Below are 14,168 nucleotides of genomic sequence, written 5' to 3'. Positions count from 1 at the left end.
GCCCGGTGCCCGGCGGAGCCGGGTTCCTGGGGCTCCGCCCCAGACCCCGCGCCTCAAACGCCGGCGAGGCTGGAGTGCCCCGGCCAAGGCTGGGAGGGCGCGCCTGCGGAAGCTCCGCGCAGCGGGACCCCGTCGGGTTCGGTCAGAGCGGCAGGACCGCGTGGACGCGGTAGCCGCCCCCGTAGCGCGGCCCGGCGAAGCAGGACCCGCCCAGGGCGGTCGCGCGCTCGCGCATGCCGAGCAGGCCGTGGCCCCCGCCCGGCTCGGCCGGCTCCGGCGCCCCGTCCGCCGCGGAGCCCCCGTCGTCCAGTACGGTCACCTCCACCGAGGACCCGACCCGCACCACGCTGACCTCGGCCTTGGCCCCCGGACCGGCGTGCTTGCGCACATTGGTCAGCGCCTCCTGGATCACCCGGTACGCCGCCAGGTCCACGGCCGCGGGCAACGGGCCCTCCCCGCCGCCCAGCTGGAGCATCACCCGCACCGGCAGCCCGGCGTGCAGGAAGGTGTCCACCAGCTCGTCCAGTACGGCCAGCCCGGGGGCCGGCTCGGTCGGCGCCTCCGGGTCACCGGACTGCCGCAGCAGCCCGACCGTGGCCCGCAGCTCGTTCAGCGCCGACCGGCTGGCGTCCCGTACGTGGGCGAGGGCCTCCTTGGCCTGGTCCGGCCGCTTGTCCATGACGTGCGCGGCCACTCCCGCCTGCACGTTGACCAGGGCGATGTGATGGGCCACCACGTCGTGCAGGTCCCGGGCGATCCGCAGCCGCTCCTCGGCGACCCGCCGCCGGGCCTCCTCCTCCCGGGTCCGCTCGGCCCGCTCGGCGCGCTCCCGGATGGCGTCGACGAAGGCCCGCCGGCTGCGCACCGCGTCACCGGCTGCGGCGGCCATCCCGGTCCAGGCGAAGATCCCGAGGTTCTCCTGCGCGTACCAGGGCAGCGGTCCGGCCAGCATGGCCACGCCCGTCAGCCCCGCCATCGTGAGCAGCCCGATCCGCCAGGTCGTGGGCCGGTCGGTGCGGGCGGCCACCGTGTACAGGGCGATCACCGTGCACATGGCGACGGGCGCCCGGGGCTCGCCGGTGGTCAGCTCCAGCAGGGAGAGCCCGCAGGTGACCGCCAGCACGGTGCGGGACTGCCGGCGCCGGAACACCAGGGCCGCCGCGCCGAGCAGCATCAGCAGCAGCGAGAGCGGATCGGGGTTCCGGGTCCCGAAGGTCGGCCCGTGCGGCCCGTGCGGATCGGCGAAGGATCCGACGACCATGGAGACGAACGCCCCGGCCGCGAGCACGGCATCGGTGGCCAGCGGGTGGGCCCGCATCCACTGCCGGGTGGCCGCGAACGGCCCGAGGTCTGTCGTCACCCCGGATACGGTACGGCCTGACCGGCGAGCCGCTCCTCAGACGGTGTCCACCGGCGGCGGCCGCCGGAGCGGGACGCGGGCGGGCGCCGGACCCCACCGGGCCCGGACCAGGCACACCGCCATCACCGCGGCGATCGCCGCCAGGTGCTCCTTGCCCGCAAGGTTGTCCTTGACCAGCACCTCGCCGATCATGGCCAGGACCACCAGGGCGCCGGTCAGGTACGCCCGGTACCGCCAGCAGACGTAGATGGCCAGCCCCACCACCGCCGCCGAGGGGCCGGTGTCGTTGACGACGCGGTCGGAGTCGGGCAGGCCGAGCGGATGGCCGGGTCCCAGCGCCAGCCCGATCCGCGCGTACGTGGTCCCCGCGAGGGTGGCGACGTAGCCGATCAGCAGCGTGCGCCACCAGCCGATGCAGATCTCCGAGATCCCGAAGACGATCAGGATCTGTGCGAGCGCCCCCCACACCGGGAGGTCCAGTGCGGGCACGAACAGCGACAGCGGGGTCCGCAGGAGGGCCAGCCACAACGGGTCCACCGCCCTGACCGAGCCGAGGTCCTGGACCGGCTGGAAGCCCCAGGAGGTGTTCTGCACGATCTGGAAGACCGAGGTCAGGCAGACCGCGCCGAGGGTCATCGGGACGGCGCGCCACTTCTCGCGGGCGAGGGCGTCCCGGACGGTCCAGAACATCGGCCCCCACTCACGGCGGGCGAACCGCCGGAACGAGGATGTGCTCCGCGCTGTCAACGGCGGGTCTCCAGGTGTCTGCGGTGCAGCCACTTCGGAAGGCCGGGGGCCTCCAGGAAGCCCTCCGCCCGTCCCGCCGCGACACCGATCCGCAGCAGGTCCGAACTCTTCTCGAAGAGCATGAACCGCGGTTCCCAGATCGGCCGGTATTTCGCGTTGGCCCGGTAGAGGGACTCGATCTGCCACCAGCGGGAGAAGAAGCTGAGCAGCGAGCGCCACATCCGCAGCACCGGACCCGCGCCGAGCCGGGAGCCGCGCTCGAAGACCGACCGGAACATCGCGAAGTTCAGCGAGACCTGGGTGACCCCGATCTCCTTCGAGCGCTCCAGGAGTTCGATCACCATGAACTCCATCAGGCCGTTCTCGGAGTCCCGGTCGCGGCGCATCAGGTCCAGTGACAGCCCCTTGGGTCCCCACGGTACGAAGGACAGCACGGCGCGCAGATCGCCCTTGCCGTCGGTGCATTCCAGCATCACGCACTGGCCGTCGGCGGGATCACCCAGGCGGCCCAGCGCCATCGAGAAGCCGCGTTCGGTCGCCCCGTCGCGCCAGTCGTCGGCGCGGCGCAGCAGCTCGTCCATCTCCTCGGCCGGGATGTCGGCGTGGCGGCGGATCCGGACCGTGTACCCGGCCCGCTTGACGCGGTTGTACGCCTGGCGGACGGTCCGCATCGCGCGGCCCTCCAGGGTGAACTCGTCGGTCTCGACGATCGCCTCGTCGCCGAGCTCCAGCGCGTCCAGGCCGTGCCGGGCGTAGATCTGCCCGGCCTCCTCGCTCGCGCCCATCACGGCGGGCACCCAGCCGTGCTCGCGGGCCTCGGCCAGCCACGGCTCGATGGCGCCGGGCCAGGCCTCGGGGTCGCCGATCGGGTCGCCGGAGGCCAGCGAGACCCCGCCGACGACGCGGTAGGTGACGGCGGCCTTGCCGGTGGGGGACCAGACGACGGACTTCTCGCGGCGCAGCGCGAAGTAGCCGAGCGAGTCGCGGTCGCCCTGCTTGGCGAGCAGCGCCCGCAGCCGGGCCTCGTCCTCCTCGGTGATGGGGTCGACGGCGCGGCGCGAGCGGAAGGCGGCGAAGAGCACGGCGAGGAGCAGCACCATCGACATGAAGTTGATGAAGACGTCCACCCAGCCCGGCGGGGTGATGGCGTTGTGGATCCGGTCGTCCGGGGCCAGTGTGACCAGCCGCATCACGCCGTACCGCCAGCGGGCCAGGAAGGTGGCGTCGGAGGCGTCGGGGTCGGTGTTGGTGGCGCCGACGAGCAGAGCCGCGACCAGCGAGGTGACCAGCAGGCCGACGGCGGCCACGACGGTGGCCAGGGCGGGGTTGGAGCGGTCGCCCCGGGCGTAGAACTCCCGTCGGCCCACCAGCAGGGCGCCCACGAAGGCGGCGGTCAGGCCGAGGGAGACCCAGTTCTGGACGTGGTCCCGGAACTCCGGGTAGCACATGTTCCACCGGCCGCCGGTGCAGGGCGCGAAGGCCGCCACGGCGAAGGCCAGCAGCAGGGCGCCGCTCACCGCCAGGTTCAGGATCCAGGCGGCGCGTTTGCGCCGGCCCATGGTGACGGCGAGCAGCAGCGAGAACAGTCCGGAGGCGAAGCCCGCCGTCAGCAGGTACGGGGTGTAGAAGTCGGCGGTGTTGTGCCGGCGCAGGTCCTGCCCGAGCGAAAGCCACACCGCGCTGAGGAAGTTGACGAAGGTGACGGCACGCAGGTACCAGACCGCGAACGCGGCCCCCCGTCGCGAGCGGGTGCTCCCCCTGCCGGTCTCCCGGCCGCCCCCCGCCCCCTTGCCGGCGGGGTCGCCGCCGGTCTCTTTCCTGCCGGATGCCTGACCGGGTACCGGTGCGGTGCCCCGGGCGGTCTCTGCGCTGGTCAAACGGACCTCTCCCATAAAAAGCGATCATATGGGGCGGCGCCGTACCTGCGTGGGCGGTCCGGGGGCCACGGCCTGGTCAGGGCCGCGGGTCCCGGTGGCTCATTCCGTCGGCTCCGGCGCCGTCCGCTCCGGGAGTTCCGCCGCGAGTGCGGCGGCCGCCTGGACCAGGGGCAGCGCCAGCAAGGCCCCAGTACCTTCACCCACTGTGACGCCATGATCGAGCAGAGGGTTGAGCGCCATCCGGTCAAGTGCCTTCGCCTGGCCGGGTTCGCCGCTCGCCTGCCCGGCCAGCCACCAGTCGGGGGCCCGGAAGGCGGCCCGCTGGGCCACCAGGCCACAGGCCGCCGAGACCACGCCGTCCAGGATGACCGGCGTACGGCGCACCGCGCACTGGAGCAGGAAGCCGGTGATCGCGGCCACGTCCGCACCGCCGACCGCCGCGAGCAGCGCCACCTGGTCGCCGAGGACCGGGCGGGCCCGGCGCAGCGCGTCGCGGATCGCCGCGCACTTGCGCATCCAGGCCAGGTCGTCGATGGGCTGCCCGCCCCGGCCGGTCACCACGGAGGCATCGGTTCCGCACATGGCGGCGACGAGGGTGGCGGCGACGGTGGTCCCGCCGACGCTGAGGTCACCGAGGACGACCAGGTCCGTTCCGGAGTCGGCCTCCTCGTCGGCGATGCGCATCCCGAGCCGCAGCGCGGCCTCGGCCTCCTCGGCCGTCAGCGCGTCCTCGACGTCGATCCGCCCGCTGCCGCGCCGGATCCGGTGGCGGACCACGTCCTCGGGCAGCAGCTCCGGGTCGCAGTCCAGCCCGGCGTCGACGATCCGTACGCCCGCACCGAACCGGCCGGCCAGCACCGCGACGGGGCTGGTCCCCTCCAGCACCGCGCGCACCAGCTCGTGGCCGCTGGAGGCGGCCCGGGCGGAGACGCCGTTGGAGGCGATCCCGTGGTCGGCGGCGAACAGCACCACACGGGGATGCTCGATCGGCTTGACCGGCACCTGCCCCTGCGCGGCGGCGAGCCACTCGGCGAGGTCGTCGAGCCGGCCCAGCGCGCCGGGCGGCACGGCGAGGCGTTCACGGCGGTCCTCGGCGTCACGCCGGACGCCCCCGTCGGGGCGCTCGATCAGATCGGAGAAGTCGTCGAGATTCAGCGTGCTCATCTGCCAGAGCGTACAGCCGGTGAGGCCCTGCCCAAGCCCCCTCTCCGAGCCGCTCAACCAGCCCCCGCACGGCCCCCGCCCGACCGTCGGCGGCCCGGCCGAAGGGCGCCGAGATGGACGCCCAGCATGATGAGGGGCGCGCCCAGCAGCAGACCCGCCGTGAGCTCCTCGTCGTCGAGCCAGGCCGAGAGCGTGATCGTGACCAGCGGGATGACGACGAAGACGTACGCCGCGCGGGACGCGCCCCAGTGACGCACCGCCACCAGATAGAAGACGAAGGTCAGTACCGAACCCGCCACGACCATGTAGGCCAGCGCCCACCAGGTCGCCGTCCGGTCGGGCAGCCGCCAGCTGTCGCCCGCGGCGAAGGAACCGGCGACCAGCACGACCGTCGCGGCCGTCATGCCCACCGCGTTCATCGTCACCGGGTGGACCGGCGGCAGGCGGTGCACGAGTACGGTCGCCTCGGCGAAGGACACCACGGCGCCCAGCATCGCCAGCAGGGACAGCACCGGAACATCGCCCTGCAACGGCGTCCGGGAGGCCAGCGCGACCCCGGCGACCGCGACGAGCGTGCCCGCCAGCGCGGACCTGCGGAAGCGTTCCTGATGCTGCGCGACCGCCAGCAGCAGCGCCACCAGCGGGACCAGGGCGAGCAGCGTCTGCCCCAGACCCGCGTGGATGTGCACCAGCGCGTAGTAGGCCAGCGCGAAGGTCACCCCGAAGTTGAGCACCCCGTACAGCACCGCGCCGGCCAGTGCCCGCCCGCGCGGCAGCGCGAGGCGCATGACGGCCGTCACCAGCAGGAGCAGCACCGCGGCCGCGCCGAACCGCACCGACGCGCCCCACAGCGGGTCCAGTTCGCGATTGCTGAACCTGACCCCCACCGCGTTGCCGCCGCCCAGCAGGGCGCACCCGGCGAAGGCGAGGAGGCCGGTCCGCTCGCCGGCGGGGCTGGAGGTTTCCACACGATCACCCGGCCTGTTCCCTGAGCCGCCTATTCCTTGAGGACGACGGCCTGGCCCGAGACGACGAGGAGTACGTGCTCGCACTCGTTGCCCACCACGCTGTTGAGGCGGCCCAGCTCGTCGCGGAACCGGCGGCCCGAGGCCGTCGCCGGGACGATCCCCGACCCCACCTCGTTGCTGACCAGCACCACCCGGCGACGGGTCGCGCGCAGCGCCGCCACCAGCTCGGCGATCCGGTCGCGCAGCTGGTGCTGCCCGCCCTTGGCCCACACGTCGTCGTCCCAGGCCCCGGCCCGGTCCATCGCGTCCGTCAGCCACAGCGCCAGACAGTCGATCAGCAGCGGCGGACCTGCGGCGGCGAGCAGCGGGACCAGGTCGCAGGTCTCCACCGTCCGCCAGCTCGCGGGCCGCCGCTCCCGGTGCAGCCCGACCCGCTGGGCCCACTCCGCGTCCCCGTCCCGGCTGCCGCCGGTGGCCACGTAGACCACGTCGGGGAAGCCCTCCAGCCGCCGCTCCGCCTCGACGGACTTGCCGGAGCGGGCGCCCCCCAGCACCAGGGTCCGGCGCGGAAGGTCGGGCACCGCGCGGTACTCGCCCACGGCCACGGTGGTGCCGTCGGGCACCACCCGGGCCCCCGCGGCCGCGCAGCGGCGGTCAAGCTCCGGGCCCGGCGGGCAGTCGTGGTCCAGGTGCACGGCGATCACGTCCGTGGCCGGGCCGACCGCGCCGCTCGCCCGCAGCCGCGCCAGGGCCTCGGGCCGGCCCAGCACGTCCGCGAGGACCACGTCGTACGGGCGCTGCACGGAACCGTTCGTACCGGCCGGGGCCCCGCGGGGCGGCAGGTACAGCAGCCGGCCGCCGTCCGGGCCGGTGACCTCGTACCCGGTGCCCGGCGCGTCCATCGGCACCGCCCGCACCCGGTGGCCGGAGATCACCGACAGCTCCCGCCCGTCCGGCACCCGCCCCGCGGCGGGCAGCCCGGGTGGCAGCTCGACCGCCGGCCCGTCGTGCGGGTGGGTGAGAAGGACCTGCCGTACGCCGGCCAGCGAATGCCCCGCCCGGGCGCCGGCCAGCACCGCCCCGGGGGTCAGGTCGAGCAGCAGCGCCCCGTCGACGAGTACGGACGTGGCGCCCCGGGACCGGGTGCCGACGGACACCGCGCAGGCCGCACAGGGGCAGCCGGGGCGGGGCAGGCCCTCGGGGGTGCCGGTGCCGAGCAGAGTGAGTTCCACAGGATGATCCTCCCGCGTCGGCGGGACTGGTGCGCGCCCGGTTACTCTGCGGGCACACTCAAGGCGAGATGCGTGCGAGCAGCGGACGAGCAACGGAGGCGGACATGGCGTGGACGTGGCGGTTCGAGACGGCCGACGGCAGCGAGACGAGCCCGGCGGTGGAACCGGAGGAGTTCACCACGCAGGGGGACGCGGAGTCCTGGGTCGGTGAGGTCTGGAAGGAGCTGCTGGAGGGCGGCGTGGAACAGGTGAAGCTGTCGGACGACAACGGCACCGAGCTCTACACGATGAGCCTGAGGTCGGCCCTGGACGCCTGACCCCTGCGGGGGCCTGGCGGTCGGGCCCGGGCCCCTGCGGGTCGGCCGGAGATCCGGGCCCCCGCTCGGGCCCGGGCCTCTCGGCACACCCCAGCCCCGCCGGCGTTTGAGGCGCGGGGTCTGGGGCGGAGCGGCGGAGCCGAGGTACGGCAGGGCCGAGGTACGGCAGGGCCGAGGTACGGCGGAACCGGCCCGGAGGGCTACTGGCCCCGGACGCCGCACAAGTGCAGCAGCGCGGCGACCCCGCGGTAGGGGTCGGTCCGGCCGGCCCGGTCCTCGGCGGCCAGCAGCCGTTCCAGCTCCTCGTCCTGCGGGAGCGTCTCACCGGCCTCGGTCCCGTCGGTGAAGACGCGTACGCCGTACCAGGCCTGGAGCGGCGCACCGATACCGGACAGCGTGGCGGTCAGCCCCGCCAGCCGGTCGGCGCGGACTTCGAGCCCCAGCCGGTTCGTGTAGTCGACGCTGTCGAACGCGGCCAGCGCGCCCTTCCAGTCGGCGTCCAGCCCGGGCCGCATGGCGAGCGCGTCGCCGTTGCGCACGAGCAGGGACAGCAGTCCGCCGGGGGCGAGCATCCGGGCCAGCCCGGCGAGCATGGCGTCCGGCTCGGGCACGTACATCAGCACCCCGTGGCACAGCACCACGTCGAAGCTGCCCGGCAGGAAGTGCGCGCCGGTCTCGCGGCCGTCGCCCTCCATGAGGCGGACCCGGTCCTGGATCCCGGCGGGTTCCGCGGCCAGCGCCTCACGGGCGACGGCCAGCATGCCGGGGTCCTGTTCCAGACCCGTCACCTTGTGCCCGGCGCGGGCGAGACGCAGCGCCTGGGTGCCCTGCCCCATGCCGACGTCGAGGACGCGCAACCGCTGCCCGACCGGGAAGCGGTGCGCGATCTGCTCGTCGACCTGCCGGCCCACCAGCTCCTGGCGGACGGCGTTGCGCAGTCCCCCCAGGCCCTCGAGCCAGAGCCGGGCCCCCTCAGCGAAGCCGTCTCCCGACGCTCCGGGCTTTACTCGGCTCAGGGCCGTTCCCCACGCTTGACCTGCGGCTTCGGCAGGCGCAGCCGGCGCATCTGGAGGGTGCGCATCAGGCCGTAGGCGACGGCGCCGCGGCGCGGCTCGTCGGGGAAGCGGGTGGCGAGGGCCTTGCGGAGGCGGAACACCAGGCCGACGGAGTCGACGATGATCAGCGCGATCACGCCGAGCCACAGCAGCAGTGCGATGTTCTGGACCTGCGGCATCTGCACCATGCTGAGCACCAGGATGATCACCGCCAGCGGCAGGAACATCTCGGCGACGGAGAAGCGGGAGTCCACGAAGTCGCGGACGTACCGGCGGACCGGGCCCTTGTCGCGGGCGGGCAGATAACGCTCGTCGCCGCTGGCCAGCGCCTCGCGCTGCTTGGCCATCTCTACCCGGCGGCGTTCACGGGCTCGCTTTGCGTCCTCCTTGCGGTTGCCGGTCGAGGCCACCACGGCCTTGCGCTGCGACTGGGCCACAGCACGCTTCGGCGTAGGGCGGCCCTTCGGGGCCTGCGGGTCACGGGGCTGCGAGAGGTCGGCGCTCACCTTGTCGGTGGCGGCGGCCTTCTCTTCCTTGGAGGAGCGGCTACCAAACACAAAACCCAAGCCTACGTGGTGGAAGGCACGGGCCCCACCCCGGCGGGGAACGATCCGGCAACGGCGGGCGTCTTCCGGGTGCAGGGTTCTTCCGAAAGGCTCCCGTCGGGCGCCTGTCGGGGGCGCACCTACTCCTTACGCCTGATACGCCGCGGGCGCAGTCGTCCTGGAGGAGGAGCGCATCCGCGGTCGAACAGTGCGGTAATGGAGACAGGGCCCGTACTGTGGGTTCTATGGCGATCACCGGGTGATCGGGGATCGCGACTGTTGGTGTCCTGGAGCGAAGTCCGTCTAGAAGGGGGCGCGCGAAGCCCATGAGCGGTGTCATGAAGCGTATGGGGATGATCTTCCGCGCGAAGGCGAACAAGGCCCTTGACCGGGCCGAGGACCCGCGCGAGACCCTCGACTACTCGTACCAGAAGCAGCTGGAGCTGCTGCAGAAGGTGCGCCGTGGGGTCGCCGACGTGGCGACCTCCCGCAAGCGCCTGGAGCTGCAGCTCAACCAGCTCCAGGGACAGTCGGCCAAGCTGGAGGACCAGGGCCGCAAGGCGCTCGCCCTCGGCCGCGAGGACCTGGCCCGTGAGGCCCTGTCCCGCCGCGCCTCGCTCCAGCAGCAGGTCAGCGACCTGGAGGTGCAGCACCAGACCCTCCAGGGCGAGGAGGAGAAGCTGACGCTCGCCTCGCAGCGCCTCCAGGCCAAGGTGGACGCCTTCCGCACCAAGAAGGAGACCATCAAGGCCACGTACACCGCGGCCCAGGCGCAGACGCGAATCGCGGAGTCCTTCTCCGGCATCTCCGAGGAGATGAGCGACGTCGGCCTCGCCATCCAGCGGGCCGAGGACAAGACCGCCCAGCTCCAGGCCCGCGCGGGCGCGATCGACGAGCTGCTGGCCTCCGGCGCCCTGGACGACCAGTCAGGGCTGGCGCGCGACGACATCCAGACCGAACTGGACCGCCTGTCGGGCGGTACGGACGTGGAGCTGGAGCTCCAGCGGATGAAGGCCGAGCTGGCGGGCGGCACGTCCGCGCAGCAGCAGGCCATCGAGGGCGGTGCCCAGGGCACCAACCAGCAGTCCCAGGGCCAGCACCGGTTCGACAAGCAGTAGGACGGGGTCCGTCATGATTGTCCGCATCATGGGGGAAGGGCAGGTGAGCCTCGGCGACGAGCACCTCGCCGAGCTCAACAAGCTGGACGACGAGCTGCTCGCGGAGATGGAGAGCGGCGACGAGGAGGGCTTCCGGCGCACGCTGGGCGCGCTGCTCGATGCCGTACGGCGGCTCGGCGAGCCCCTTCCCGACGAGGCGCTGGAGCCGTCCGAGCTGATCCTGCCCGAACCGGGCGCGACGCTCGACGAGGTCAAGGGCATGCTCAACGACGACGGGCTGATCCCGGGCTGAGCGCCCCGCCGCTCCGCCGCTCCGCCGGACATCCCGGTGCACCGACAGCACGACGGGCCCGCTCCCTTCCCGGAGCGGGCCCGTCGGCGTTCCGGCCTTCGCGTCAGCCCTCGCGGCAGTGGCCGTCGGGTCAGTGGCCGCCGGGTCGGTGCGGCGGCGGCGCGGGCGGCTGCGCGTCCCCGCCGCCCCTGTTCGTGCCCCCGTCCCCCTGTACGGCCCGGACCGGGTCGGGGGTGCCGCCGATGAAGTTCTCGAACTTGCGGCGCGGCGCCGCCCAGCGCCGGTCGTGGTGGAAGGCGCGCAGCCCGGCCCTGGCCCGGGCGCGCGGGCGTTTCGCGTAGAACCTCTTCGCGAACGGGGACCCGGGCCGGGCCAGGCGGACCGCGCCGATCAGGGCCACGAAGGGGATGACCGTCCCGAACACCGCCGTGCGCGGTTTGCCCTTCCACAGGGCGATCAGGGCGAGGAAGAAGTTGGTGGCGGTGTTCATCACGACCAGCCCGCGGCTCTGGCGTTCGTCGGCGGTCAGCTCGTTGACCCCGAAGGGCAGGAAGCCGCCCAGCACCAGCGCGACCACCGCGGCCGTCAGCACCACGATCTCCACGCTCTTGCGGCCCTGCTCGCTCCAGTAGACGTCGTCGAGGTGCAGGATCAGCGCGAACTCGTCCAGCACCAGGCCCGCGCCCAGCCCGAAGATCACGGCCGAGAGCAGCGCGCCGAAACTGTTCCGGCTGCTGCCCACCGAGCCGAACCCGCCGATGACCACCAGGATCACGCCCGGCACCACGTGGTGGACGTGCAGCCCGCCCGGGGTGACGTTCTTGAACGGGCCCTTCCCGGCGCGGATCAGGCGGGTGATCACCCGGGTGATCAGGAACGAGAGCACGAAGGAGAGCAGGGCGAGCAGCAGGGGCAGCTTTCCGGGTTCGAGGATGTTGCGGTACCACCAGTGACCCATCGCACCGACCCTCTCCGCGGCGGCTGCCCTTTTGACCGTATTGGGCAACTTACCGCCCACTGTAAGCGGGTAGCGTTCGCGCCGATGACAGATTCGTTCGAAGGTCCCCCGCCGCCGCCCCCGGAACGCGCCTCCCTGCGCGACGGGGTCCGCTTCGCGTTCGGCACCCTGACCGTGCTGCCCGCCCGCGTCACCCGCTGGGACCGCCCCGCCGCCCGGACCGGAATGGCCTGCGCCGCACTCGTCGGGCTGGTCGTGGGCCTGCTCGCGGCCGTACCCGGAACGCTCCTGCTGGTGGGCGGCGGCAGTCCGCTGCTCGCCGCGGCCGTCACCGTGGCCGTCCCCGCCGCGCTGACCCGCGGACTGCACCTGGACGGACTCGCCGACACCGCCGACGGGCTGGGCAGCGCCAAACCCGCCGAGGCGGCGCTGCGCATCATGAAGCAGTCCGACATCGGCCCCTTCGGCGTCGTCACCCTGGTGCTCGCCCTCATCGTGCAGGTGGCCGCGCTGGCCGACGCGTACGCGGACAGCTGGGTGCGCGGCGGCCTCGCCGCCGTCACCGCCGCCGTGACCGCCCGCCTCGCCATGACCCTGGCCTCCCGCGCGGGCGTCCCGCCGGCCCGCCCCGAAGGGCTCGGCGCGGCGGTCGCGGGCGTGGTGCCGCTTCGGGTGGCCGCCGCGGTGACCGTGCTGGCCGTGGCGCTGGCCGCCACCGCCGCCCTCCCGCTGGGCCTGCCCGCCGCGGGCCTGCACGCCGCCGCGGTCCTGGCGGGACTGCTCGCCGCGGAACTGCTGCTGCGCCGCTGCGTGCGCCGCTTCGACGGGGTCACCGGAGACGTCTTCGGGGCCCTGGCCGAGGTGTCGGCGACCACCGCCCTGGTCGTCCTCGCCCTGGGCTAGGCCGTCTCACCGCGAACACGGTTCAGCCGCGCTCCGTGCGCAGGATGTGCGGATCGAGCTGCTTCAGGTCCTTGATCTCTATGTTCTGGGGCGTACCGCGGACGATCTCCACGGAGAAGACGGCCTCGAACGGCCGGCCCGCGGTGACGACTCTGTGGGTGAGCAGCTCGGGCCTGTTCAGCAACTGCGCCGCCGCGCTCGTGCCGAAGCCGAAGCTGCCCGCCAGGATGACCACGCTCCGCTCGGCGTTGAACGGGTTGGCGGCACGGATCACGATGCCCTGATCGACGACGAGCCGGTCGCCGGCGTCGCTGACCCACTCCATCACGTTGTTCGTGTCGGCGTCGTAGATGTTCGCGTCGTGTGTCTCGGCCGGGCCGAACCGGAGGGTCAGCGGCAGTCGGCGCATGACCTCCGCGGTCACCTCGTTGGAATGCGGACCGCCTACGAGCACCAGGTTCCCCCGGTGCTCGGCACCGGTCAGCTGATGGCTCGGGGTGATGGGCAGGTGCCTCACCCCCACCTTCTGGAGCTGCTTCTCGAGCTCGCCCAGAGCCTGTACGTCGCCGACGCCGACCAGCCCGGACCGTTCCCAGATGTAGTGCTCGTCCTGGATGAAGACCGATGTGACGACCTTGAGGTCGTCGGTGACGAAGTCCCGCCAGAAGGCACGTGTCTTGCGGAACCTCCAGAGGTCGCGCAGCCGGTTGGCGAACCACCCGAAGGCGAAGGCGATCGCCGTGGCTATGAGGTTCACACCGATGTCCAAGAGGTTACTCACAGGCGAGCGCTCCCATCGGGACGGTCGTCAGGGTTCCGTGACCACGCTAGGCGGTCAGGGAGCAGTTGGGCGGCCGTTTTCCCTGCGCGCACCCGCCTACTCTGGGCGCATGACCGAGCCTGCCGATGCCAGCCCCGTACGACCGATCAGAGTGCTGCTCGCCGACGACCAGGCCCTGCTGCGCAGCGCCTTCAAGGTGCTCGTCGACTCCGAGCCCGACATGGAGGTCGTGGGGGAGGCCTGCGACGGGGCCGAGGCCTTCGAGCTCGCGCGGCGCACGCGCGCCGACGTCGTGCTCATGGACATCCGGATGCCCGGTACCGACGGGCTCGCCGCTACCCGCATGATCAGCGCGGACCCGGAACTGGCCGCCGTACGCGTGGTGATGCTGACGACCTTCGAGGTCGACGAGTACGTCGCCGCCGCCCTGCGGGCCGGCGCCTCCGGCTTCCTCGGCAAGGGCGCCGAGCCGGAGGAGCTGCTCAACGCCATCCGGGTCGCGCACGCCGGCGAGGCGCTGCTCTCCCCGGCCGCCACCAAGGGGCTCATCGCCACCTTCCTCGCCCAGGGCGGCGGAGCCGGCCCGGACCCCTCCGGCGCCTCCGCCGGTACGCACGCGCAGCGGCTCGCCGCGCTGACCGTCCGGGAGCGCGAGGTCCTCGTCCACGTGGCGGCCGGACTGTCCAACGACGGGATCGCCGGACGCCTGGAGGTCAGCCCGCTCACCGTCAAGACGCACGTGAACCGGGCCATGGCCAAGCTGGGCGCCCGCGACCGGGCCCAATTGGTGGTCATCGCCTACGAGTCGGGACTGGTCCGGCCCCGCGCGGAGTAGCCGGCCACCGCCGGGC

At 73.3% G+C, this 14,168-nt stretch carries 15 protein-coding genes; 5 read left to right on the top strand and 10 right to left on the bottom strand.

Translation table 11 applies throughout. The annotated features are described in order from the left end of the window. Positions 1–142: 142 nt before the first annotated feature. From AB0D94_RS10350 to AB0D94_RS10325, 6 genes are all read right to left on the bottom strand, one after another. Entirely contained in the window at positions 143–1,318 is a 1,176-nt protein-coding gene (locus AB0D94_RS10350; protein ID WP_362048638.1) for a histidine kinase, read from the bottom strand. Between the two features lie 78 nt (positions 1,319–1,396). Next, the gene (locus tag AB0D94_RS10345) at positions 1,397–2,050 is read right to left on the bottom strand and encodes a hypothetical protein (RefSeq protein WP_362048587.1); all 654 of its coding nucleotides are present in this window, start codon (positions 2,048–2,050) and stop codon (positions 1,397–1,399) included. Positions 2,051–2,103: 53 nt separating this feature from the next. Beyond that, on the bottom strand, positions 2,104–3,999 hold the full coding sequence (locus AB0D94_RS10340; RefSeq protein WP_362048584.1) for a phosphatidylglycerol lysyltransferase domain-containing protein: 1,896 nt from the start codon (positions 3,997–3,999) through the stop codon (positions 2,104–2,106). 84 nt (positions 4,000–4,083) lie between these two features. Next, the gene (cobT, locus tag AB0D94_RS10335) at positions 4,084–5,148 is read right to left on the bottom strand and encodes a nicotinate-nucleotide--dimethylbenzimidazole phosphoribosyltransferase (protein WP_362048581.1); all 1,065 of its coding nucleotides are present in this window, start codon (positions 5,146–5,148) and stop codon (positions 4,084–4,086) included. Positions 5,149–5,201: 53 nt separating this feature from the next. Further along, positions 5,202–6,116: a DMT family transporter gene (locus tag AB0D94_RS10330; RefSeq protein ID WP_362048578.1), complete on the bottom strand. Its 915-nt coding sequence runs from the start codon at positions 6,114–6,116 to the stop codon at positions 5,202–5,204. Positions 6,117–6,145: 29 nt separating this feature from the next. Then, entirely contained in the window at positions 6,146–7,348 is a 1,203-nt protein-coding gene (locus AB0D94_RS10325) for a bifunctional adenosylcobinamide kinase/adenosylcobinamide-phosphate guanylyltransferase (RefSeq protein WP_362048574.1), read from the bottom strand. Between the two features lie 104 nt (positions 7,349–7,452). Here AB0D94_RS10325 and AB0D94_RS10320 point away from each other — a divergent pair, with 104 nt between their 5' ends. Further along, entirely contained in the window at positions 7,453–7,665 is a 213-nt protein-coding gene (locus AB0D94_RS10320; protein WP_362048571.1) for a hypothetical protein, read from the top strand. A 200-nt stretch (positions 7,666–7,865) separates the two neighbouring features. Here AB0D94_RS10320 and AB0D94_RS10315 read toward each other — a convergent pair whose 3' ends face one another. Together AB0D94_RS10315 and AB0D94_RS10310 are read right to left on the bottom strand one after the other, a co-directional pair. Beyond that, on the bottom strand, positions 7,866–8,576 hold the full coding sequence (locus AB0D94_RS10315; RefSeq protein WP_362048568.1) for a methyltransferase domain-containing protein: 711 nt from the start codon (positions 8,574–8,576) through the stop codon (positions 7,866–7,868). Between the two features lie 101 nt (positions 8,577–8,677). Continuing rightward, on the bottom strand, positions 8,678–9,286 hold the full coding sequence (locus AB0D94_RS10310; RefSeq protein ID WP_362048565.1) for a DUF3043 domain-containing protein: 609 nt from the start codon (positions 9,284–9,286) through the stop codon (positions 8,678–8,680). 305 nt (positions 9,287–9,591) lie between these two features. On the opposite strand from AB0D94_RS10310, the gene AB0D94_RS10305 reads away from it, so the two are divergent. Beyond that, positions 9,592–10,383: a PspA/IM30 family protein gene (locus AB0D94_RS10305; RefSeq protein ID WP_362048562.1), complete on the top strand. Its 792-nt coding sequence runs from the start codon at positions 9,592–9,594 to the stop codon at positions 10,381–10,383. Between the two features lie 13 nt (positions 10,384–10,396). After that, positions 10,397–10,675 carry a hypothetical protein gene (locus AB0D94_RS10300; protein ID WP_362048560.1) on the top strand — a complete coding sequence of 93 codons (279 nt, stop codon included), beginning with the start codon at positions 10,397–10,399 and terminating at the stop codon, positions 10,673–10,675. A gap of 130 nt (positions 10,676–10,805) precedes the next feature. Here AB0D94_RS10300 and AB0D94_RS10295 read toward each other — a convergent pair whose 3' ends face one another. Beyond that, entirely contained in the window at positions 10,806–11,633 is an 828-nt protein-coding gene (locus tag AB0D94_RS10295; RefSeq protein WP_362048558.1) for a hypothetical protein, read from the bottom strand. 84 nt (positions 11,634–11,717) lie between these two features. Here AB0D94_RS10295 and AB0D94_RS10290 point away from each other — a divergent pair, with 84 nt between their 5' ends. Beyond that, positions 11,718–12,536, top strand: coding sequence for an adenosylcobinamide-GDP ribazoletransferase (locus AB0D94_RS10290; protein ID WP_362048556.1), 819 nt, complete (start codon positions 11,718–11,720; stop codon positions 12,534–12,536). Between the two features lie 22 nt (positions 12,537–12,558). On the opposite strand, the gene AB0D94_RS10285 is transcribed toward AB0D94_RS10290, so the two are convergent. Further along, complete coding sequence (locus AB0D94_RS10285) at positions 12,559–13,317, bottom strand: hypothetical protein (protein WP_362048553.1); 759 nt, start codon at positions 13,315–13,317, stop codon at positions 12,559–12,561. A 109-nt stretch (positions 13,318–13,426) separates the two neighbouring features. Between AB0D94_RS10285 and AB0D94_RS10280 the strand changes: the two genes are divergently transcribed. Then, complete coding sequence (locus AB0D94_RS10280; protein WP_362048550.1) at positions 13,427–14,152, top strand: response regulator transcription factor; 726 nt, start codon at positions 13,427–13,429, stop codon at positions 14,150–14,152. Positions 14,153–14,168: the final 16 nt, after the last annotated feature.

Origin of the sequence: Streptomyces sp. NPDC048255, from assembly GCF_040652415.1 — a bacterium.
GTDB lineage: Bacteria > Actinomycetota > Actinomycetes > Streptomycetales > Streptomycetaceae > Streptomyces.
The sequence above is the reverse complement of the archived record's forward strand: the minus strand, read 5'-3'. Positions and strand labels throughout refer to the sequence as shown.